The organism is Actinacidiphila sp. DG2A-62, from assembly GCF_035825295.1.
GTDB lineage: Bacteria > Actinomycetota > Actinomycetes > Streptomycetales > Streptomycetaceae > Actinacidiphila.
The window spans coordinates 1,590,001-1,610,346 of the sequence record NZ_JAYMGI010000002.1; the positions used below are offsets into that span (position 1 = coordinate 1,590,001).

General features: G+C 73.5%; 20 protein-coding genes and 1 pseudogene (1 of these 21 only partly in view). 8 read left to right on the forward strand and 13 right to left on the reverse strand.

Annotation, left to right across the window (positions count from 1 at the left end; translation table 11 throughout):
* Positions 1–748: the 5' portion of a tyrosine--tRNA ligase gene (tyrS, locus tag VSR01_RS07075; RefSeq protein ID WP_326448417.1), read on the reverse strand. 527 nt of this gene lie to the left of the window's left edge; 748 of the gene's 1,275 nt are visible here — the first part of the coding sequence; the start codon lies at positions 746–748; its stop codon lies off the left edge, out of view.
* Between the two features lie 54 nt (positions 749–802).
* The gene (locus VSR01_RS07080) at positions 803–1,462 is read right to left on the reverse strand and encodes a DNA-3-methyladenine glycosylase (protein WP_326448418.1); all 660 of its coding nucleotides are present in this window, start codon (positions 1,460–1,462) and stop codon (positions 803–805) included.
* A gap of 164 nt (positions 1,463–1,626) precedes the next feature.
* On the opposite strand from VSR01_RS07080, the gene VSR01_RS07085 reads away from it, so the two are divergent.
* The 3 genes from VSR01_RS07085 (at position 1,627) to VSR01_RS07095 (ending at position 3,739) form a co-directional block, all read left to right on the forward strand.
* The gene (locus VSR01_RS07085) at positions 1,627–2,424 is read left to right on the forward strand and encodes a sporulation protein (protein ID WP_326448419.1); all 798 of its coding nucleotides are present in this window, start codon (positions 1,627–1,629) and stop codon (positions 2,422–2,424) included.
* A 77-nt stretch (positions 2,425–2,501) separates the two neighbouring features.
* On the forward strand, positions 2,502–3,041 hold the full coding sequence (locus VSR01_RS07090; RefSeq protein WP_326448420.1) for a YbhB/YbcL family Raf kinase inhibitor-like protein: 540 nt from the start codon (positions 2,502–2,504) through the stop codon (positions 3,039–3,041).
* A gap of 194 nt (positions 3,042–3,235) precedes the next feature.
* Positions 3,236–3,739: an HNH endonuclease gene (locus tag VSR01_RS07095; protein WP_326448421.1), complete on the forward strand. Its 504-nt coding sequence runs from the start codon at positions 3,236–3,238 to the stop codon at positions 3,737–3,739.
* A 3-nt stretch (positions 3,740–3,742) separates the two neighbouring features.
* Here the strand turns inward: VSR01_RS07095 and VSR01_RS07100 are convergent, their stop codons facing one another.
* The 4 genes from VSR01_RS07100 to VSR01_RS07115 form a co-directional block, all read right to left on the reverse strand.
* Entirely contained in the window at positions 3,743–4,510 is a 768-nt protein-coding gene (locus tag VSR01_RS07100) for a sulfite exporter TauE/SafE family protein (RefSeq protein WP_326448422.1), read from the reverse strand.
* A 103-nt stretch (positions 4,511–4,613) separates the two neighbouring features.
* Positions 4,614–5,576, reverse strand: a complete 963-nt coding sequence (locus tag VSR01_RS07105) for an SPFH domain-containing protein (protein ID WP_326448423.1) — start codon at positions 5,574–5,576, stop codon at positions 4,614–4,616.
* Between the two features lie 127 nt (positions 5,577–5,703).
* Entirely contained in the window at positions 5,704–6,126 is a 423-nt protein-coding gene (locus VSR01_RS07110; protein ID WP_326448424.1) for an NfeD family protein, read from the reverse strand.
* 136 nt (positions 6,127–6,262) lie between these two features.
* Entirely contained in the window at positions 6,263–7,054 is a 792-nt protein-coding gene (locus VSR01_RS07115) for an ABC transporter ATP-binding protein (protein WP_326448425.1), read from the reverse strand.
* Between the two features lie 115 nt (positions 7,055–7,169).
* On the opposite strand from VSR01_RS07115, the gene VSR01_RS07120 reads away from it, so the two are divergent.
* A complete protein-coding gene (locus VSR01_RS07120; protein ID WP_326448426.1) occupies positions 7,170–7,958 on the forward strand; it encodes a hypothetical protein in 789 nt (262 codons plus the stop codon).
* A 63-nt stretch (positions 7,959–8,021) separates the two neighbouring features.
* Here VSR01_RS07120 and VSR01_RS07125 read toward each other — a convergent pair whose 3' ends face one another.
* Entirely contained in the window at positions 8,022–8,669 is a 648-nt protein-coding gene (locus tag VSR01_RS07125) for a response regulator transcription factor (RefSeq protein ID WP_326448427.1), read from the reverse strand.
* Positions 8,662–9,867: a GAF domain-containing sensor histidine kinase gene (locus VSR01_RS07130; RefSeq protein ID WP_326448428.1), complete on the reverse strand. Its 1,206-nt coding sequence runs from the start codon at positions 9,865–9,867 to the stop codon at positions 8,662–8,664. The genes VSR01_RS07125 and VSR01_RS07130 overlap by 8 nt, the downstream gene beginning before the upstream one ends.
* A 225-nt stretch (positions 9,868–10,092) precedes the next feature.
* Between VSR01_RS07130 and VSR01_RS07135 the strand changes: the two genes are divergently transcribed.
* The 3 genes and pseudogenes from VSR01_RS07135 (at position 10,093) to VSR01_RS07150 (ending at position 13,198) form a co-directional block, all read left to right on the forward strand.
* The gene (locus VSR01_RS07135) at positions 10,093–10,803 is read left to right on the forward strand and encodes an SDR family NAD(P)-dependent oxidoreductase (protein WP_326453530.1); all 711 of its coding nucleotides are present in this window, start codon (positions 10,093–10,095) and stop codon (positions 10,801–10,803) included.
* Between the two features lie 31 nt (positions 10,804–10,834).
* Positions 10,835–12,042 (forward strand): annotated as a pseudogene (locus tag VSR01_RS07145) (S-adenosylmethionine:tRNA ribosyltransferase-isomerase).
* A gap of 310 nt (positions 12,043–12,352) precedes the next feature.
* The gene (locus VSR01_RS07150; protein WP_326448429.1) at positions 12,353–13,198 is read left to right on the forward strand and encodes a transglycosylase SLT domain-containing protein; all 846 of its coding nucleotides are present in this window, start codon (positions 12,353–12,355) and stop codon (positions 13,196–13,198) included.
* 95 nt (positions 13,199–13,293) lie between these two features.
* On the opposite strand, the gene VSR01_RS07155 is transcribed toward VSR01_RS07150, so the two are convergent.
* Positions 13,294–15,972: an FHA domain-containing protein gene (locus tag VSR01_RS07155; protein ID WP_326448430.1), complete on the reverse strand. Its 2,679-nt coding sequence runs from the start codon at positions 15,970–15,972 to the stop codon at positions 13,294–13,296.
* Positions 15,973–16,198: 226 nt separating this feature from the next.
* On the opposite strand from VSR01_RS07155, the gene serB reads away from it, so the two are divergent.
* Positions 16,199–17,464: a phosphoserine phosphatase SerB gene (gene serB / locus VSR01_RS07160; RefSeq protein WP_326448431.1), complete on the forward strand. Its 1,266-nt coding sequence runs from the start codon at positions 16,199–16,201 to the stop codon at positions 17,462–17,464.
* A 124-nt stretch (positions 17,465–17,588) separates the two neighbouring features.
* Here serB and VSR01_RS07165 read toward each other — a convergent pair whose 3' ends face one another.
* From VSR01_RS07165 to VSR01_RS07180, 4 genes are all read right to left on the reverse strand, one after another.
* A complete protein-coding gene (locus VSR01_RS07165; protein WP_326448432.1) occupies positions 17,589–18,110 on the reverse strand; it encodes a SixA phosphatase family protein in 522 nt (173 codons plus the stop codon).
* Between the two features lie 155 nt (positions 18,111–18,265).
* Complete coding sequence (locus VSR01_RS07170; protein WP_326448433.1) at positions 18,266–18,520, reverse strand: hypothetical protein; 255 nt, start codon at positions 18,518–18,520, stop codon at positions 18,266–18,268.
* 238 nt (positions 18,521–18,758) lie between these two features.
* Positions 18,759–18,881 carry an SGM_5486 family transporter-associated protein gene (locus VSR01_RS07175; RefSeq protein WP_326448434.1) on the reverse strand — a complete coding sequence of 41 codons (123 nt, stop codon included), beginning with the start codon at positions 18,879–18,881 and terminating at the stop codon, positions 18,759–18,761.
* Between the two features lie 57 nt (positions 18,882–18,938).
* Positions 18,939–20,333 carry a CynX/NimT family MFS transporter gene (locus VSR01_RS07180; RefSeq protein ID WP_326448435.1) on the reverse strand — a complete coding sequence of 465 codons (1,395 nt, stop codon included), beginning with the start codon at positions 20,331–20,333 and terminating at the stop codon, positions 18,939–18,941.
* Positions 20,334–20,346: the final 13 nt, after the last annotated feature.

Here is a 20,346-nt window from a genome sequence, read left to right on the forward strand (position 1 = left end):
GCTCGGGGTCGAGCCAGACCGCGCCGCCCTCGGTCTTGCCGAACTTGGTGCCGTCGGCCTTGGTGAGCAGGTTCTGCGTCAGGGCGTGGGCGGGCCCGTGCGGCTGGTTGCCGGCGATCCGGCGGATCAGGTCCAGGCCGGCGGTGATGTTGCCCCACTGGTCGCTGCCGCCGATCTGCAGGGTGCAGCCGTAGGCGCGGTACAGCTCCAGGAAGTCCAGCGACTGGAGGATCACGTAGCTGAACTCGGTGTAGCTCATGCCCTCGCCGTCGAGGCGGCTCTTGACCGTCTCGCGGGCCAGCATGGTGTTGACGCTGAAGTGCTTGCCGTAGTCGCGCAGCAGTGCGAGGGCGGACAGCCCCTCGGTCCACTCGTAGTTGTTGGCCATCACCGCCTGGGTGGGGCCGGGGGTGTCGAAGTCGAGGAAGGCGGCGAGCTGGCCGCGCAGCGCGGCGACCCAGGACCGGACGGTCTCGACGTCGTTGAGCACCCGCTCGGCGCTGGGCTTCGGGTCGCCGATGAGTCCGGTGGCGCCGCCGACGAGGGCGATCGGCCGGTGGCCGGCGAGCTGGAAGCGGCGGAGCGCCAGGATCTGGGTGAGGTGGCCGACGTGGAGGCTCTGCGCGGTCGGGTCGAAGCCGCAATAAAGGGTGAGGGGACCGTCCGCGAGCGCCTTGCGCAGGGCTTGCTCGTCGGTGGTCTGGGCGAGTACGCCCCGCCACCGCAGCTCGTCGACGATGTCCGTCACGGTGTCCGTGTCTCCTTGGATCGGCTCTCTGCCTGTGGTCAAGCGTGTCCGAGACTACGGGGTCGGGCCAGTCCTTTTCACCGCGCGCTTGCGCGGGGCGTGCGCGCGGTAGGGGCTGACGGTGGGGTCGCCGTCGATCCAGTAGCGCCAGGGGTGGGTGGCGCCGTCGCCGCCGACGCCGGTCCTGGGTCCGGTGCGGATCAGGGCGGGCGGGGGCGGGGTGCCGGTGAGGACGCGGAAGGGGCCGTCGCCGGAGCAGGCGTCGGAGCCGTTGAGGTCCCGTCCGACGGACAGGGCGGTGGCCAGGCGGGCGGGGCCCTGGGCCAGGTCGCTGTCCTTGCGGGAGGTGGGGCGGTGGGCGCGGGCCAGTTCGGCGCCCTGGACGATCTCGCCGGCCCGCAGCAGGATTCCGGCGGCGCGGCCTTCGGGGCCGCAGACCAGGTTGAGGCAGTGCCACATGCCGTAGGTGAAGTAGACGTAGGCGTGGCCGGGTGGGCCGAACATGACGGCGTTGCGGTCGGTGCGGCCGCGGTAGGCGTGTGAGCCGGGGTCGTTGGGGCCGTCGTACGCCTCGACCTCGGTCAGGCGCAGTTCGATCGGGCCGTGCGGGGTGCTGCGGACCAGGACGCGGCCGAGCAGGTCGGGGGCGATCTCCAGGACGGGCCGGTCGAAGAAGGCGCGGGCGAGCGGGGTCCGTTCTGATGTGCTGATCACGTCGCAGGAGCGTAGCCCAGCCGGCGGGGGCGGGGCGGGGCCGGTGGAACCGTTCGGCGGCCGACGGCGTTCGTAGTCTTCAACGTCGTCGATGTGGTCGGCGTCGTCCGAGACGTCGTCCGAGTGGTCGACGTCGTCGACCGACTGCTGCGGAGGGTGGACGGATGGGGTTCAAGAAGCTGCTGGCAAGCCTGGGCGCCGGCGGGGCTTCGGTGGAGACCGAGCTGCTGGCGGCCGATGTGGTGCCGGGCGGCACGGTGCAGGGGTCGGTGCGGGTCCAGGGCGGCTCGGTCGAGCAGCGGATCGAGGGGCTGTCCGTGGGCCTGCAGGCGCGGGTCGAGGTGGACCGCACGGACGCGCAGGGCAGGGAGACGGAGTACCACCAGAACATCGAGTTCCACCGGGAGCGGATCGGCGGGGAGTTCGTGATCGCTCCGGGGGCGGTGCACGACGTGCCGTTCACGATGGAGGTGCCGTGGGAGACTCCGGTGACGATGTTCATGGGCCGCACGCTGACCGGGATGCGGGTGGGGGTGACGACGGAGCTGGCCATCGCCCGTGCGGTGGACAAGGGCGACCTCGATCCGGTGAACGTGCACCCGCTGCCGGCACAGGAGGCGCTGCTGGACGCGTTCGGGCAGTTGGGCTTCGCGTTCAAGAGCGCGGACCTGGAGAAGGGGCGGCTGCACCACACGCGTCAGCGGCTGCCGTTCTACCAGGAGATCGAGTTCCGGCCGCCGAGCCGGTACCGCGGGCTGTCGGAGGTGGAGCTGACCTTCGTGGCGGACGGCCGGGAGATGGACGTGGTGCTGGAGATGGACAAGAAGCCGGGGCTGTTCAGCGCGGGCAGCGACACCCACCGCTCGTTCACGATGGACCTGGACGCGTTCGAGCAGACCGACTGGGCGCAGTACCTCCACCAGTGGCTGGCCGAGGTGGGGGCCAAGCGGAACTGGTTCTAGGGTCCTAGGCTCGGCTGTGTCAGTTCAGTGCAGCGTCAGTGCAGCGTCAGTGCAGCGATCAGGATCGAGGTACCGAGGTGTCCGAGCAAGCGCGGCGGCCGCTCCCCCATGACTTCCATCCGCCGGTGGCGGCGTTCACGGTGGTCAGCGACGACGTGTCGGAAGGTGCGCCGCTGAAGGAGGACCAGGTGTTCGACGGGGGGAATCTCTCGCCGCATCTGCGGTGGGAGGGGTTCCCGGAGGGCACGAAGAGTTTCGCGGTGTCGTGCTACGACCCGGACGCGCCGACCGGCAGCGGGTTCTGGCACTGGACCGTGTTCGACATCCCTGCGTCGGTGACCGAGCTGCCGCGCGGCGCGGGGTCCGGGGACTTCGCCGGGCTGCCGCAGGGCGCGGTGCAGGTGCGCAACGACTACGGGACGCGGGAGTTCGGCGGGGCCGCGCCGCCGCCCGGGGACGGACCGCACCGCTACGTGTTCACGGTGTACGCGGTGGACCAGGAGAAGCTGGAGGCCGACGCGGACTCCTCGCCTGCGGTGGTCGGCTTCAACCTGCGCTTCCACGCGATCGGGCGGGCCCAGCTGATCGGCACGTACGAGAACCCCGCGGCGGGCTGAGCCCCGCCTTCTTCCACCCGCCCGCCCGTCCGTCCGTCCGCCCCACCGTCCGTCCGCCCGTCCCTCCGCTCCGCTTCCCTGTTCCCCCGCGCCCCTTCCACGGGTGAAATTGCGTTGTCGGCCGAAAGTGGCCGGGGGCACAGTGGTGCTGCTTCGCCCGAGGGGGGCGGACCGGGCTCGGGAGGTGGGCGGACGTGCGGGACACGCTGGTGTTGAATGCGAGTTTCGAGCCACTGTCGACGGTGTCGCTGCGGCGTGCGGTGGTCCTGGTGATGCAGGACAAGGCCGTGGTCGAACAGGCGCACCCCGGGCTGCGGGTGCGCGCGGCCGATGTGGACGTCCCGCTGCCGCAGGTGATCAGGCTGTGCCGGTACGTGCGGGTGCCGTTCCGACAACGGGCGCCGTGGTCGCGGCGCGGGGTGCTGGTCCGTGACCGGCACCGGTGCGCCTACTGCGGGCGCCGGGCGACGACCGTGGACCATGTGCAGCCGCGGTCGCGCGGCGGCGGCGACACCTGGCTGAACACGGTGGCCGCGTGCGCGGAGGACAACCAGCGCAAGGCGGACCGTACGCCGGAGCAGGCGGGGATGCGGCTGCTGGTGCGGCCGTTCGAGCCGACGCCGGCGGACGCGCTGCTGCTGGCGCTGGGCGTGCGGGACCGGGAGGCGCTGCCGGAGTGGCTGGCGCTGCCCGCGTGATCCTCAGCGCAGGATCAGCTGCACGATGGCGACGACGCCGACCACCACGATGAGCGCGCGCAGCGCGGTGGGCGGCAGGCGGCGGCCGACCCGGGCTCCGATGACGCCGCCGAGGGTGGCGCCGGCGGCGATGAGCCCGACGGCCGCCCAGTCCATGTGGGCGACGATGATGAAGAGCACCGCGGCGACGCCGTTGACGAGGGCGGCCAGTACGTTCTTCAGGCCGTTGAGGCGTTGCAGGGTGTCGTCGAGCAGCAGGCCCATCAGGGACAGGTAGATGACGCCCTGGGCCGCGCCGAAGTAGCCGCCGTAGACGCTGGCGAGGGCGAGGCCGGCGGTCAGGAGGGCGCCGCCGTGCAGGGGCGCGGTGGTGCCCTCGCGTTCCCTGCGGGCCTGGAGGGCGCGGGACAGGCGGGGTTGGAGCACGACCAGGACGAGGGCGACGGCGACCAGGGCGGGCACGATCGCGTCGAAGGCCTTGGACGGCAGGGTGACCAGCAGGATCGCGCCGGTCGCGCCGCCGGCCAGGCAGGCCGCGCCGAACCGGAGCACCCGGGGCCGCTGTCCGGCGAGTTCCCGGCGGTAGCCGATCGCGCCGGTCACCGAGCCGGGGACCAGGCCGAGGGTGTTGGAGACGTTGGCGGTGACGGGCGGCAGGCCGACGGCGAGCAGGACCGGGAACGTGATCAGCGTTCCCGAGCCCACGATCGTGTTGATGGTGCCCGCGCCGGCGCTGGCCGCGAAGACGGCCAGGGCTTGTGCTGGGGACATAGCGCTGGATCATGTCACAGCCGCGCGGGCGGCTGGGCGGCGGTCCTCGGCGAACCGGACTCCGCTGCTCGCCGCACCGGAGTCGGTCCGTGTCGCTGGGGCGTCAGTCCTTGTCGAAGTGCGGGGACTCGCGCCGCGGCGCCGGGGTAGTCGCGGGGGCCGCGCCGCCGTTGCCGCCGCCACCGCCGCCGGGCATGCCCGGTATGTTCACGATGCCGCCGAGGCCCTTGAGTGCGTCGTTCAGCTCGCTGGGAATGATCCACAGCTTGTTGGCGTCGCCCTCGGCGATCTTGGGGAGCATCTGCAGATACTGGTAGGCGAGCAGCTTCTGGTCCGGGTCGCCGGCGTGGATGGACTCGAAGACCGTGCGGATCGCCTGGGCCTCGCCCTCGGCGCGCAGCGCGGCGGCCTTGGCCTCGCCCTCGGCACGCAGGATCTGGGACTGCTTCTCGCCCTCGGCGGTGAGGATCTGGGACTGCCGGACGCCTTCGGCGGTGAGGATCGCGGCGCGCTTGTCGCGGTCGGCGCGCATCTGCTTCTCCATCGAGTCCTGGATGGAGGTGGGCGGCTCGATGGCCTTCAGCTCGACGCGGTTGACGCGGATGCCCCACTTGCCGGTGGCCTCGTCGAGGACGCCGCGCAGCGCCGCGTTGATCTCCTCGCGGGAGGTCAGGGTGCGTTCCAGGTCCATGCCGCCGATGATGTTGCGCAGTGTGGTGACGGTGAGCTGCTCGATCGCCTGGATGTAGGAGGCGACTTCGTACGTGGCGGCGCGGGCGTCGGTCACCTGGTAGTAGATGACGGTGTCGATGTTGACGACCAGGTTGTCCTGGGTGATGACCGGCTGCGGCGGGAACGGCACGACCTGTTCGCGCAGGTCGATGCGGTTGCGGATGGTGTCGATGAACGGGACGACGATGTTGAGCCCTGCGCTGAGGGTCCGGGTGTAGCGGCCGAAGCGCTCCACGATGGCGGCGCTGGCCTGGGGGATCACCTGGACCGTCTTGATCAGCGCGATGAAGACGAGCACCACCAGGATGATCAGGACGATGATGATGGGCTGCATGGCCGCTCCCGCGCCGGTTGGTTCCGGAAGTGTCACGTACTACGACATGATCAATTGTCGCAGACAGTAGGCGCGCCGCGGGCGGGTTCGGCGAATTCCCCGCTCCGGGCGGCCGGTTGGCTGCGCCCTACATCACCACGGCGGTGGCTCCGTCGATCTCCACCACGTCCACCTGCTGTCCGGGGTCGAAGGTCCGGTCGCTGTCCAGGGACCGCGCCGACCACACCTCGCCGCCCAGCTTGATCCGGCCGCCCGAGCCGCCGTCGACCCGTTCCAGCACCACGGCCTGCTTGCCCTTGAGGGCTTCGACGCCGCTGCGCTGCTCGGGACGCTGGCGGTTGCGGTACGCCAGGGGGCGCACGAAGACCAGCAGTGCGACCGAGACCACCACGAAGGTGACGACCTGCGCGACGATGCCGCCGCCCATGCCGGCCGCGGCCGCCCCGGCCACGGCGCCGACGGCGAACATCCCGAATTCGGGCATCGCCGTGATCACCAGGGGTATCCCGAGTCCCACCGCCGCCACCAGCCACCACACCCATGCGTCCACGGGGTCAATCGTAGGGCTGCGGAGGGCAGTTGTGGCAGTACGCAGGTGATTTCCCGCCCGGAACCGGCGCGGAAACGACCCGGAGCCGACCCGGGACCCGCCCGGAACCGGCGCGGAACCGGCCCGGCACCGGCGCTCAGGACAGCGGCAGGCCCGCGGCCGTCCAGCGGTCGCCGCGGCGCTCGACGACCAGCGGCAGGCCGAAGCACACGGACAGGTTGCGGGAGGTCAGTTCGAGGTCGATGGGGCCGGCGGCGACGACCTTGCCCTGGCGGATCATCAGGACGTGGGTGAAGCCGGGGGCGATCTCCTCGACGTGGTGGGTGACCATGATCATCGAGGGGGCGATCGGGTCGCGGGCGAGCCGGCCCAGGCGCCGCACCAGGTCCTCGCGTCCGCCCAGGTCCAGGCCGGCCGCGGGCTCGTCCAGCAGCAGCAGTTCGGGGTCGGACATCATCGCGCGGGCGATCAGGGTCCGCTTGCGCTCGCCCTCGGAGAGGGTGCCGAACTTGCGGTCGAGGAACTCGTTCATGCCGAGCCGGTCCAGGAAGGCCCGCGCGCGGTCCTCGTCGACCTTCTCGTAGTCCTCGCGCCAGGTGGCGGTCATGCCGTACGCGGCGGTGAGCACGGTCTGCAGGACGGTCTGGCGGCGCGGCATCTTGTCGGCCATCGCGGCGCCGGCCATGCCGATCCGCGGGCGCAGGTCGAAGACGTCGACGCCGCCGAGCTTCTCGCCCAGGATCTGCACGGTGCCGGTGGTCGGGAAGAGGTAGCTGGAGGCGACGTTGAGCAGGGTGGTCTTGCCGGCGCCGTTCGGGCCGAGGATGACCCACCGCTCCCCCTCGGCCACCGACCACGAGACCTGCTCGACCAGAGCCCGTCCGTCGCGGACCACCGATACGTCCACCAGCTCCAGTACATCGCTCATGAGCGCGTTGTCTCCCCTTGCAGTCGTGTCGCGGTGTCGCGCGTCTCGGTCGGTGGCAGTCCCCGGGGAAAACTTACGCCACCGCGCGACCGGTCCAGTCCATAGGCTGGGGGGCATGCTTGATGAACCACGCTCAGGACGGCTGACGGCATGGGGAAATGCCCTGCTTGCCGGACTTGCCGCACCGGACGACGTCGCGCAGCGGATCACGGCCGAGGACGCCGTGCACCGGATCTCCGGCCTGCCGGGCGAGCACGCCCCGGTCGGGCTGACGCTGGGTCTCGGACGACTGCGGGCGCTGGGGGCGACCGGCCTGCGGCTGGCGCTGCCGGTGGCCGGGCACCCGCTGGGGCTGAGCGGTCCGCCGGAGTTCAACGAGCGGGCGATGGCCGCCGGCGAGGCGGTGGTCGCCGTGGGCGGCGTGGCGCTGGGGCTGGTGCCCGAGGTGCACGAGGCCGGGCCGGCCGGGGACCTGCACGTGGACGTGGAGTGGCAGTGCCTGCCGGTGCGGGACGCGCCGCCGGCCGATGTGCCGTCGCTGGGCGAGGCGGAGCGCGAGCTGGCCGAGGCGCTGCGCGACGCGACGGAGGCGCTGTCGCGGCTGGACGTGGCGGGCGCGGGCCCGACCGCGCAGGCGGCGCTGGAGGCGTACCGGGCGCGGGCCGAGCGGGGCCGCGAGGTGCTCGCGCCGGGCTATCCGCCGCGCGCGGTGCGGGTGCTGGAGCTGGCCCAGCGGGTGGCGGCGCTGGTCGGCATCGCGGGCGACGGCCACGGCGGCGCGGTCAGCGCGTCGCAGATCGCCGCGCGCGCCGAGCTGCTGCGCCCGGTCGAGCGCACCGCGCGCCGCGCGCAGGTGGCCGCGTACAACGCGTACGTGGAGGAGGCGGAGCGGCGACGGCCGTAGCGACCGCCCGGGGGCCGTACGGAGCGGCGGGCGCGCCGAGCGGCGGGCGCCGGGGTGTCGTGCTCAGCCCGCCGCGTCGTGGCGGACCGCCCAGAGCGCGGCCTGGGTGCGGTCGGCGAGGTCGAGCTTCATGAGGATGTTGGAGACGTGGGTCTTGACCGTCTTCTCCGAGAGCACCAGCGCCCGCGCGATCTCGCGGTTGGAGCGGCCGTCGGCGATGAGCGCGAGCACCTCCCGCTCGCGCTCGGTCAGCGAGCCCGCCCTGCCGCCGGGCGACGGCGCGCCCTGGTCCTGGGAGAGCAGCGCCCCGGCGACCTCGGGCTGGAGCAGCACATGGCCGGCGTGCACGGAGCGGATCGCGTCGGCGAGGGCGACGGGGTCGACGTCCTTGTAGACGTCGCCGGCCGCGCCGGCGCGCAGTGCGGGCACGACGGTGCGCTGCTCGGTGAAGCTGGTCACGATGAGCACGCGGGCCGGGTTCTGCGCGTCGCGCAGCAGCCGCAGCGCCTCGATGCCGTCGGTGCCGGGCATCTTGACGTCCATCAGGATCACGTCGGGGCGCAGCTCCTGCGCGCGCTCGACGCCCTCCGCGCCGTCCGCCGCCTCGCCGACGACCTCGATGTCGCCCTGCACCTCTAGGAAGGTGCGCAGGCCCCGGCGCACCACCTGGTGGTCGTCGACCAGCAGCACGCGGATCACGTGGTCAGCCACCGGGCACCTCCAGCTCGATGACGGCGCCCTTGCCGGGCTCCGATTGGACGGTCAGCGTGCCGCCGACGCCGGCGGCGCGGTCCCGCATGGAGACCAGTCCGAGGTGCCGTCCGGCCTGGCGCACGGCGTCGGGGTCGAAGCCGCGGCCGTCGTCGCGGACCCGCAGCAGTACGCCCTTGCCGGTGCCGTCGCCGCTGTCCCGGCCGCCCTCCAGGGTGACCGCGACGGTGGCCGCGTGGGCGTGGCGCAGCGCGTTGTGCATGGCCTCCTGGGCGACCCGCAGCACCGCCTCCTCCTGGGCGGCGGGCAGGGCGCGCACCCGGGAGGCGCGGAAGGTGACGCTGGCGGAGTGCACCCGGTCGAGCACGTCGGCCTGGGTGCGCAGCGCGGCGACCAGGCCGTCCTCGTCCAGGGCGGCGGGTCGCAGCTCGACCACGACGGCGCGCAGCTCGTCCGCGGCCTCCGCGGCGAGCGCGGCGACCTGCCGGATCTCCTCCTTGGCGCGGCCCGACGCGTGGTCGACCAGCGCGGCGGCGGCCTGGGCGGTCAGCCGCAGCGAGAAGAGCTTCTGCGAGACGGCGTCGTGCAGTTCGTGGGCGATCCGGGCGCGCTCGCCGGCCAGCGTCAGCTCGCGGCTGCGCTCGTACAGGCGGGCGTTGGTGAGGGCGATCGCGGCGTGGTCGGCGAGGATGCGCAGCAGGCGCTCGTCCTCCTGGGTGAAGCCGCAGCCCTTGCGGGCGTCCTCGCCGACGTCCTCGCCGGGGTCCTGCCGTGGGCCTGCGCACTCCTTGTTCGCGAGGAAGACCGCGCCGAGGATCTCCTCGCCGTCCATGACGGGCATGCCGATGAAGTCCGTCATCACCGGGTGGGCGCGCGGCCAGCCGGCGAAGCTCTCGAAGTCGCGGACGTCGGCGAGCCGGACCGGCTCGGCCTCGCGCAGCATCGCGGCGAGCACGCCGTGCTGGCGGGGCAGCGGTCCGATGGCCTTCCACTGCTCGTCGCTGACGCCGTCCACCACGAACTGCGCGAAGCCGCCGTGGTCGTCCGGCACGCCGAGCGCGGCGTACTGCGCGCCGAGCAGCTCGCGGGCGGAGGACACGATGGTCTGCAGGACCTCGCGCACCTCCAGCCGGCGGTTCATCGCCAGCAGCGCGGCGCTGACCGCTTCGATTCCGCCTCCGGGCGGCCGGGTGGACATGCTCCTTACGGTACCCGCCGCAGGTGACAGGCCGTATGCGGCGGCGGACGTACCGTCCTGGTCCGTACGGCCTAGGCCGGGCGCGGCGGCGGGACCGGCCCCGGACGTAGGGCCAAGTGCCCGCGCGGGCTGCGGCGAGCGGCCGAGGCGGCGGCCACGGCGCCGTTCCTACGGTGGGCCCAGGTGGTCCGGTACCGAACCGGGCCGGTCGAGGAGGGCCTGATCATGACGGTGGCGATCATCACCGGGGCGTCGCGGGGGCTCGGCCGGGCGCTGGCCGCCGCGCTCGCCGGGCGCGGCTGGGACCTGGTGCTCGACGCACGCGACGCGGCGGCGCTGCGGGCGGCGGTGGCCGGGCTGGAGCGCGGTGCGCCGGGCGTCCGTGTGAAAGGGGTGCCGGGCAGCGTGACCGACGCCGCGCACCGGGAGGCGCTGCTGGCCGCCGCGCGGGCGCTGGGCGGGGTGGACCTGCTGGTGAACAACGCCAGCGCGCTGGGCGCGGAGCCGCTGGTCCCGCTGGCCGAGCTGCCGGTGGAGGGCCTGCGCGCGGCGCTGGAGACGAATGTGACCGCGCCCTTCGCGCTGCTGCGCGCGGCCCTGCCGGAGCTGCGGGCGGCCGGCGGCGCGGTGCTGAACATCAGCTCGGACGCGGCGGTGGAGGCGTACCCCACGTGGGGAGGGTACGGCGCGAGCAAGGCCGCGCTCGACCACCTGTCGGCGGTGCTGGCCGAGGAGGAGCCGGGCGTACGGGTGTGGTGGGTGGACCCGGGCGACCTGCGCACCGAGCTGTACGCGGCGGCGGTCCCGGACGACGCGGACTTCGACGACCGCGCGGCGCCGGAGGACGTCGCGCCGGCGTTCCTGCGGCTGCTGGACGAGCACACGCCGAGCGGGCGCTACGTCGCGCAGACGCTGACGCGGGCGGGTGCGCGGTGAGCGCGGCGACGGCGCAGGTGGTGTGCCCGACGTGCGACGAGGAGGCGGGCCGGCTGGAGGCCCGGGGGCGGGACGCGCCCGGCGGCGGCCTGGACGACCTGCGGCTGCCGCCCGAGCTGCTGGCGGCGGCGCCCGCCCCGCGCCGGGACGCGGTACGGCTGCTGGTCGGCCGGCAGGGCGGAGACGGCGGGGGCCGCGGCGGACGGCGCGGCATCGGGGACGGCGGGGCCGGCGCGGCGGGGGCGAGGGGGCGGCGGTCTCCCACCACTCCTTCACCGAGCTGCCCGCGCTGCTGCGCGCCGGGGACGTCCTGGTGGTGAACACCTCGCGGACGCTGCCCGCCGCGGTGGACGGGCGGCTGGCCGGCGAGGAGGTGGTGCTGCACTTCTCCACCCGGGTGCCGCCGTCCGCGGGGGAACGGCGACCGACGGCCGGTGGGTGGTCGAGGTCAGGACGCCCGACGGGCGCGGCACGACGCTGCGCAGGCCCGGCGGCCCGGCCGGCGGCGCCGTCGAGGTGCCGGGCGGCGCGCTGGTGCTGGAGCGCCCGCTGGACCGGCGCGGCGACCGGCTGTGGGTGGCCCGGCCCGAGGGCGTGGACCCGTATGCGCTGATGGCCGCGCACGGCCGGCCGATCCGCTACGACTACACCGCGGGCGACCAGCCGCTGGCGGCGTACCAGACGGTGTTCGCCGAGGCCGCCCGGACCGCCGCGGGGGCGGAACCGGGCGCGGGCGCGGGTCACGGGCCCGGTTCCGCCGAGATGCCGAGCGCCAGGCCGTTCACCGCGGCCATGGTGGCGGCGCTGGTCAGCCGGGGCGTGCAGATCGCGCCGATCACCCTGCACACCGGCGTCGCCTCGGCCGAGGCGCACGAGCCGCCGTACCCCGAGCCGTACGAGGTGCCGGCGGCGACGGCCTGGCAGGTGAACGCGGTCAGGGCGGCCGGGGGCCGGGTGATCGCGGTGGGCACCACCGCCGTACGGGCCCTGGAGTCGGCCGTCGACGGGGGCGGCGCGGTGCGGGCGGCGCGCGGCTGGACGGAGCTGGTGGTCACCCCGGAGCGCGGGGTGCGCGTCGTGGACGGGCTGCTGACCGGGCTGCACGAGCCCCGGGCGTCCCATCTGCTGATGCTGCGGGCGCTGTCGGGCGACCGGCTGCTGCGCGAGGTGTACGTCGAGGCGCTGCGCCGGCGCTACCTCTGGCACGAGTTCGGCGACGTGAATCTGCTGTTGCCCTGAAAAGCCCTAGAAAACAGGGCAATCGGGACACAGTGATATCTGAATAAGCATCACATAAAGCACCCCTTCCGTCACCATCGGCGATGGAAGGGGTGCTCTCGGATGCCCTCGCGTGTGACCTCACCTATAGGACGCAGGTCACATACTAAGCAGCTTAGTGAATTCGCCGCCCGCACCCCTCGGCGAAAACAGCGGATATCCCGGCGACCTGCGGCCGAACTACGAGGAAAGGTCGTAGGGGAGCTCGTTGACCCCCGATTTCGGACCCTCTAAGAATTCTCCAGTCCGCAATCGGAAGAGGTAAATCCGCATGCAGCTCCCCACGATCCCCAAGATCGGCCGACTGTCCAAGAAGCACAAGATCACGGCGGCCGGAGCCGCCGCCGCGGCCGCTGTTGTTCTGACGGTCACCGGTCTGCAGGCGACCGGTGGAGGGTCCTCCGCGGCCGCCGTCGGCGACCCGACCGGCTACTCGGCGGCCACCGGCGACAAGGTGAAGAACGGCGACGGCGGCGCGAAGTCCGACTCGGGCTCGCAGCACGTGATCGCCGACCAGGCCGCCGCCCAGAAGAAGGCCGCGGCCCAGAAGGCGGCCGCCGACGCCGCCGCGAAGAAGAAGGCCGCGGCCGAGGCCGCCAGGAAGAAGGCCGCCGCGGACGCCGCGGCGCGCAAGAAGGCGGCCGAGCGGGCCGCGGCGAGGAAGCGGGCCGCGGCCGAGGCCGCCCGGCGCGCCGCCGCGAAGGCCGCCGCCAACCGCTCCGAGCAGCGGGCCGCGCTCAAGGCCAAGCAGGCCGCCGCGAAGCCGGCCGCCGCCCCGGCCCCGGCCGTCACCTACCCGGACAACCTCGACGGCTGGATCCGCCAGGCGCTGTCCATCATGGGCCAGCACGGCATTCCGGGCACCTACGACGGCATTTACCGCAACGTCATGCGCGAGTCGAGCGGCAATCCCAACGCCATCAACCTGTGGGACTCCAACGCCGCCGCCGGCATTCCGTCCAAGGGCCTTCTGCAGACCATCGACCCGACGTTCCAGGCGTACCACGTCGACGGCACCTCGTGGAACGTCTACGACCCGGTCGCGAACATCGTCGCCGCGTGCAACTACGCGTACCACGTGTACGGTTCGATCGACAACGTGTACTCCGCGTACTGATCGGCCCGGCCGCGCGGCGGTAATTCACGCGCAGCAAAAGGGCGGTGGGACTCGCGAGTCCCACCGCCCTTTTCGCACGATGCCGTTCGCGCGGACTACTTGCGCATGACCTCCGGCTCGTGCCGGCGCAGCAGCCGCGCCACCACGAACGCGCACAGGACGCCCATCGCCAGCAGCACCACCATGTCCAGCGTCCAGGCGCCCGCGCTGTGCTTCCACAGCGCGTCCACCGAGCGGTGCGTGGGGTCCCACGGCAAGAGCGTGTTGAGGTCGGCCGTGGTGCCGGCCCCCGCCACCGCCCAGCGCGAGGGCATCAGCCAGGCGAGCTGCTCGACGCCGGGCTTGTCGAAGAGCTGGAAGAGCACGCCGGTGAACACGACCTGCACGATGGCGAACATGACCAGCAGCGGCATGGTCTTCTCCGCGGTCTTCACCAGCGCGGAGATGATCAGTCCGAACATCATCGAGGTGAACCCGAGCGCCATGATGACCAGCGCCATCTCGAAGCCCGGGTGGGCCCTGATGATCACGCCCGCCGGGGGCATCTTGCGCGGCGCGAAGCCGATGCCGCTGATGATCGCGCCCTGGAGGGCGGTGATCACGCCCAGCACGATGATCTTGGACATCAGGTACGCGGACCGGGACAGGCCCACCGCGCGTTCGCGCTCGTAGATCACCCGCTCCTTGATCAGCTCGCGGACCGAGTTGGCGGCGCCGGCGAAGCACGCGCCGACCGCGAGGATCAGCAGGATGGTGCCCGCGTCCTTGTTCTGCAGATGGGACCTGGGCGGGCCGTAGCCCAGCCCGCTGTCGGCCGGGATCAGCACCGAGACGATGCCGAGCACCGCCGGCAGGACGACCATCAGCCCGATGAAGCCCTTGTCGGAGATGATCACCGACAGGTAGCGGCGGACCAGTGTGAACAGCTGGGAGCCCCAGCTCTGCGGCTTGGCCGGCCGGGCCGCCTGCTGCGGTATGTAGTGCGCCTGCTGCGGCGCGGCGGCGTCGAGGTCCGCGGCGTAGGTCTGGTAGTGCTGCGAACCGCGCCAGCGTCCCGACCAGTCGTAGTCGCGGTAGTTCTCGAAGGCGGAGAAGACGTCGGCCCAGGTCTCGTAGCCGAAGAAGGCCAGCGCCTCGTCCGGCGGGCCGAAGTAGGCCACCGAGCCGCCCGGCGCCATGACCAGCAGCTTGTCGCACAGCGCGAGTTCGGCCACGGAGTGGGTGACGACCAGGACGGTGCGTCCGTCGTCGGCGAGGCCCCGCAGCAGCTTCATCACGTCGCGGTCCATGCCCGGGTCCAGGCCGGAGGTCGGCTCGTCCAGGAAGATCAGCGACGGCTTGGTGAGCAGTTCCAGCGCCACCGAGACGCGCTTGCGCTGGCCGCCGGAGAGCGAGGTGATCCGCTTGTCCGCGTGGATGTCGAGCTTCAGCTCGCGCAGCACCTCGTTGATCCGCGCCTCGCGCTCGGCGGTCGCGGTGTCGCCGGGGAACCGGAGCTTGGCGGCGTACCGCAGCGCGGTCCTGACCTGCAGCTCCTTGTGCAGGATGTCGTCCTGCGGGACCAGGCCGATGCGCTGCCGCAGCTCGGCGAACTGCTTGTACAGGTTCCGGTTGTCGTAGAGCACCTCGCCCTGGTCGGCCGGCCGGTAGCCGGTCAGCGCGCGCAGCAGGGTGGACTTGCCGGAGCCGGACGGGCCGATCACGCCGATCAGCGACTTCTCCGGGACGCCGAAGGAGACGTCCTTGAGGATCTGCTTGGTGGTCTTGCCGTGCGGCACGGTGACCGACAGCCGGCGCGCGGAGAAGGAGACGTCGCCGGTGTCGACGAACTCCTCCAGCCGGTCGCCGACCAGCCGGAAGGTGGAGTGGCCGACGCCGACGATGTCGTTCGGGCCGAGCAGGTGGCGCTGGATCGGCTGGCCGTTGACGTATGTGCCGTTGTGGCTGCCGAGGTCGACGATCTCGTAGCGGCCGTCGGGGTGTGCCTTGAACTCCGCGTGGTAGCGGGAGACCTGGAGGTCGGAGACGACCAGCTCGTTCTCCAGCGCGCGGCCGATGCGCATCACCCGGCCCAGCGCGAGCTGGTGGAAGGTGGTCGGGCTGCGGTCGCCGTAGCCCGGCGTGGGGCCGCCGGGGGCGGGCTGCCGCGCCGCGGCCGGCGGCTGCTGCGGGGGTCGGCCCCAGCCGCCGGGCTGCTGTCCGGGCACCGGGGCGGGCGGCTGCTGCCCCCAGCCGGCCGGCATGGGCGCCTGGACCGGCGCGGCCGGGGCCTGCGCCGCCGGGGCCTGCGCCGCCGGGGCCTGCGCCGCCGGGGCCGCCTGGGCGTAGGCCTGCTGCTGGTAGGCGGGGGCCTGCGCGTACGCCTGCGGCTGGGGCTGCGCGTGCGGCGCCTGCGGCGGCCGCTGGTACGCGGGCTGCTGCGGAGCGGCCTGCGGGGCCGCCGCGGGCGCGGCAGGCGCGGCGGCCGTCCGCGGCGCGGTGAAGAGCAGCCGCGGGCCGTCGGTGGCGTTGCCGAGGTACACCGCGGAGCCGGGGCCCACCTCGGTCTGCTGCACCCGCCGCCCCTGCACGAAGGTGCCGTTGGTGCTGCCGAGGTCCTCGATCACCCAACCGCGTTCGGCCCGGCGGATGGTGGCGTGCCGCCACGACACCCGCGCGTCGTTCAGGACGAGGTCGCCCTGCGGGTCCCGCCCCAGTGCGTACGACCGCGATCCGTCCAGCGGCCAGGTCTGTCCGTTTATCTCAAGTACGAGTTCAGGCACCCCATGCCCCATTGGTTGTCCCCCGATTGATCCCCCATGCAGGGGAGTGTAGGGATAGCTGACATCGGGAGGAACTATTGCAGGCCCCGGTCTCGTAACAGAACGCACCCTCATGTGCGGATTACGTGCCGACCCGGCGACACCGGATGCGCACCGGCCGGTCGGCGGGGCGGCCCGCGGAGCTGTCCGCAGGGCGGGACGGATGTGATCGCGGGCGGTCCGGTACCGTGGGGGGACCATGGAAGACGCCCGGCACGACGCCCCGCAGCGCACGAGCACCCCCGAGGCCGCGCCCGACGCGCCCGACGCGCCCACGCTCCTGGTCAAGATCTTCGGCCGGGACCGGCCCGGCATCACCGCGGGGCTCTTCGACGTGCTGGCCGGCTACGGCGTGGACGTCGTGGACATCGAGCAGGTGGTGACCCGCGGCCGGATAGTCCTGTGCGCGCTGGTGACCGCGCCGCCGGCGCGCGGCGCCGAGGGCGAGCTGCGGTCCACCGTGCACGGCTGGGCCGAGGCCATGAAGCTGCAGGCCGAGATCATCTCCGGCATCGGCGACAACCGGCCGCGCGGCGAGGGCCGCTCGCACGTCACCGTGCTGGGCCGGCCGCTGACCGCGCAGTCCACGGCGGCCATAGCGTCCCTGATCACCGGCGTCGGCGGCAACATCGACCGGATCTTCCGGCTGGCCAAGTACCCGGTCACCGCGGTGGAGTTCGCGGTGTCGGGCGCCGAGCCGGCCGCGCTGCGCTCGGCGCTCGCGGTGGAGGCGTCGGCGCGCGGGGTGGACATCGCGGTGGTGCCGGCCGGGCTGCAGCGCAGGGCGCAGCGCCTGGTGGTGATGGACGTGGACTCCACGGTGATCCAGGACGAGGTGATCGAGCTGTTCGCGGCGCACGCCGGCTGCGAGGAGCAGGTCGCCGAGGTGACCGCGGCGGCGATGCGCGGCGAGCTGGACTTCGAGCAGTCGCTGCACGCGCGGGTGGCGCTGCTGGCCGGGCTCGACGCGTCGGTGGTGGACAAGGTCCGCGCCGAGGTACGGCTGACCTCCGGCGCCCGCACCCTGGTGCGCACCCTCAAGCGGCTGGGCTACCAGGTGGGGGTGGTCTCCGGCGGCTTCACCCAGGTCACCGACGACCTGCGGGAGCGCCTGGGGCTGGACTTCGCCGCCGCGAACACCCTGGAGGTGGTCGACGGGCGGCTGACCGGCAGGGTCGTCGGGCCGATCGTGGACCGGGCGGGCAAGGCCCGGCTGCTGCGCGAGTTCGCCGCGCAGGCCGGGGTGCCGCTGAGCCAGACCGTGGCGATCGGCGACGGCGCCAACGACCTGGACATGCTCAACGCGGCCGGGCTCGGGGTCGCCTTCAACGCCAAGCCGCTGGTCCGGGAGGCCGCGGACACCGCGGTGAACGTGCCGTTCCTGGACACGGTGCTCTACCTGCTGGGGATCACCCGCGAGGAGATCGAGGCGGCCGACGCGGTGGACGACGGACCGGCGGCCTGACCCGCGCCACCGCGCCGGACCGGCCGCCCGACCTGCGGCGCCGGGACCGGACCGGCCGCCCGACCCGCGGCGCCGGGACCGTATCCGCCGCCCGGCCTGCCGCGCGGACCCCCGCGCCCTGCGGTCAGCCCTCGTGCGGGGCCCAGAAGCCGGTCAGCCGGCCGACGCCGTGCTCGACGGTCTTCCACGACCCGGAGAAGGTGATCACCGCGAACGCGGCGGTGGGGAAGCCGGCGCGCTTGAGCCGGGACAGCGCGTCCCCCTCGGCGGAGCCGGCCAGTGCGTCGGCCAGGGCGTGCATGCCGGGGTTGTGGCCGACGACCAGCAGCGAGCCGATCTCGTCCGGCGTCTCGTTGAGGAGGGCGAGCAGATCGCCGAGGGAGGCTTCGTAGAGCCGCTCCTCGTAGACGGTCTTCGGGCGGTGCGGCAGCTCGTGGGCGGCGAGCTTCCAGGTCTCCCGGGTGCGGGCGGCGGTGGAGCAGAGGGCGAGGTCGGGGCTGATGCCGTCGTCGGCGAAGCGGCGTCCGACGGCCGGCGCGTCCTGGCGGCCGCGGTCGGCCAGCGGCCGCTCGTGGTCGGGAACCTCGGGCCAGTCGGCCTTGGCGTGCCTCAGCAGGACGATGGTGCGGGTCGAGTCGACGGTCATGCCCTTCAGCTTTCCAGAAAACCGGCGGTCAGGCGCGGGATGACCGTGAGCCCTGTGGACGAAGCCCCGCGGACGCGCCGTGCGGCGGGCTCGCGGCGGCTCGCGGGCTCGCCGGGAGCCGCGCGGGGGCCGTCACGGGGAGCGGCGCGGGAGCCTCACAGGAAGTGGTGCAGGAACGAACCGAGCGCGGAGGCGATCCGGGCGAAGGTGTCCGCGTTGCCCGAGGGCGCGGACGCGCCGGCCGAGCCCGCCGAGAGCAGGGTGAGCAGCGTGGCGAAGGCGATCGCGGGCAGCGCGACCGCCCACCAGGGCAGCCGGGTCTGCGCGCCGTCGCCCTTCGTCCGCTCCGGCCGCTCGGGGCCGTGCTTCCCGGGCTGCCGGGTGTAGAGGTGCGGGGACTGCGTGGTCACGGTGACCGCCTCCGTGAGGACCGTCGGACTGCTTCGGCTGCGTGGCCCCTGGAGGAAGTCCTGCTCGTCCAGGTGCAGTTCGACGCTACGGGGGCGGCGGGCGGCGACCCATCCGGTCGTCCACCCACTTGACCCTGACCCTGGCCCCCTAGGGATGGTGGGGTTGTCCCCACCCCTGCCTCGGGGTCGCCGGGGGCGAGGTGGGCCGGGGCGGTGCGAAGGGCGGTCGGTGCGGGCGTCAGCCCATGCGGGCGGCGATGGTGGCCACCACCGCGACGATCGCGGGCACCCCCATCATCAGGCCGAAGACGATCAGCAGGCGCCGCTGGCTCTGCGGGGGGTTCGGTTCGAGTACGGGCATGGACTCAGTCTGGCACCGGGCCCCGGACCGTCCGCACCGGGGTCGCAGTTCCCGGGGTCACAGTTCGTCCTCGATGTGCCGGTTGCGGCCGGCCAGCACGCCGCACAGCAGCTGGGGCGCGGCGAGCGCGATCATCAGGGCGAGCGGCACGCCCCAGCCCCCGGTGGCCTGGTTGAGGGCGCCGACCAGGATCGGCCCGGGGATGGAGATCAGATACCCGGTGCTCTGCGCGAACGCCGACAGCCGCACCACGCCGGGACCGGACCGCGACCGCATCCCGATCATCGTCAGCACCAGCGGGAAGGCGCAGTTGCCCACGCCGAGCAGCAGCGCCCACAGCAGCGGCGCGCCGGCCGGCGCGGCCCACAGCCCGGCGAACCCGGCCACCTGGAAGACGACCAGCACCACGGCGATCGGTCCCTGGGCGTGCATCCGCGCGGCCAGCGGCGGCAGCAGGAACGACACCGGCACGCCCAGCGCCATGGTCACCGCGAGCATCACGCCGGCCTCCCCCGCGGAGATCCCGGCGTCCCGCAGGATCTGCGGCATCCAGCCCATGGTGACGTAGGCGCTGGTGCTCTGCAGGCCGAAGTAGCAGGCCAGCATCCACGCGGTGCGGCTGCGGACGATCCGCCCTGAGCCGCCCGCCTCGACGGCGCCGGCGCCGGTCGCGGCGCCCTGCGGCGTACGGGAGCGGTCGGCACCCTCCTCCGGCGTACGGGACCGGGCGGTATGTCCGCCGGCCGCGGGCGCCTGCGAGCGGTCGCGTATCAGCGGGGCCCAGGGCGCGATGGCGATGGCGGCGAGCAGCGCCCACACGCCCAGGCCGAGCCGCCAGCTGCCGCCCATGGCGTCGGTGAGCGGGACGGCGACCGCGGCGGCGACGGCCGTGCCCAGCGACAGCGCCATCGAGTAGACGCCGGTGACGGTGCCGACCCGGTCGGGGAAGTACCGCTTGACGATCACCGGCATGAGCACGTTGGACACGGCGATGCCGGCGAGCGCCAGGGCGCTCGCGGCCAGGAAGAGCGGCGTGCCGCCGGCCAGCGGGCGCAGCGCGAGGCCGAGGGTGATGGCGACCATCCCCGCGAACACCACCGCGCCGGGGCCGCGTCGGCGGGCCAGCCGGGGCGCCGCGAAGCCGAACAGCGCGAAGCACGCCGCCGGCACCGAGGTGAGCAGTCCGGCCATGGTGCCGCTCATGCCCAGGCCGTCGCGCACCTCCTTCAGCAGTGCGCCGAGGCTGGTGATCGCCGGGCGGAGGTTGAGGGCGGCGAGGACGAGGGCGGCGAGGACGAGCCGGCGCACCCAGGGCGCGGGGTGCGGCGCCTGCGCGGGGGCGCCCGGTCGCGCGGCGCCCGACTCGTCGGCGCCGGGTGCCGCCGGGCCGGCGTCGGTGCTGGTCAGGTGGATGTCGGCGGGGCCGAGTGCCAGTGGTTCGTCGTCGCGCATCCACCCATCATAG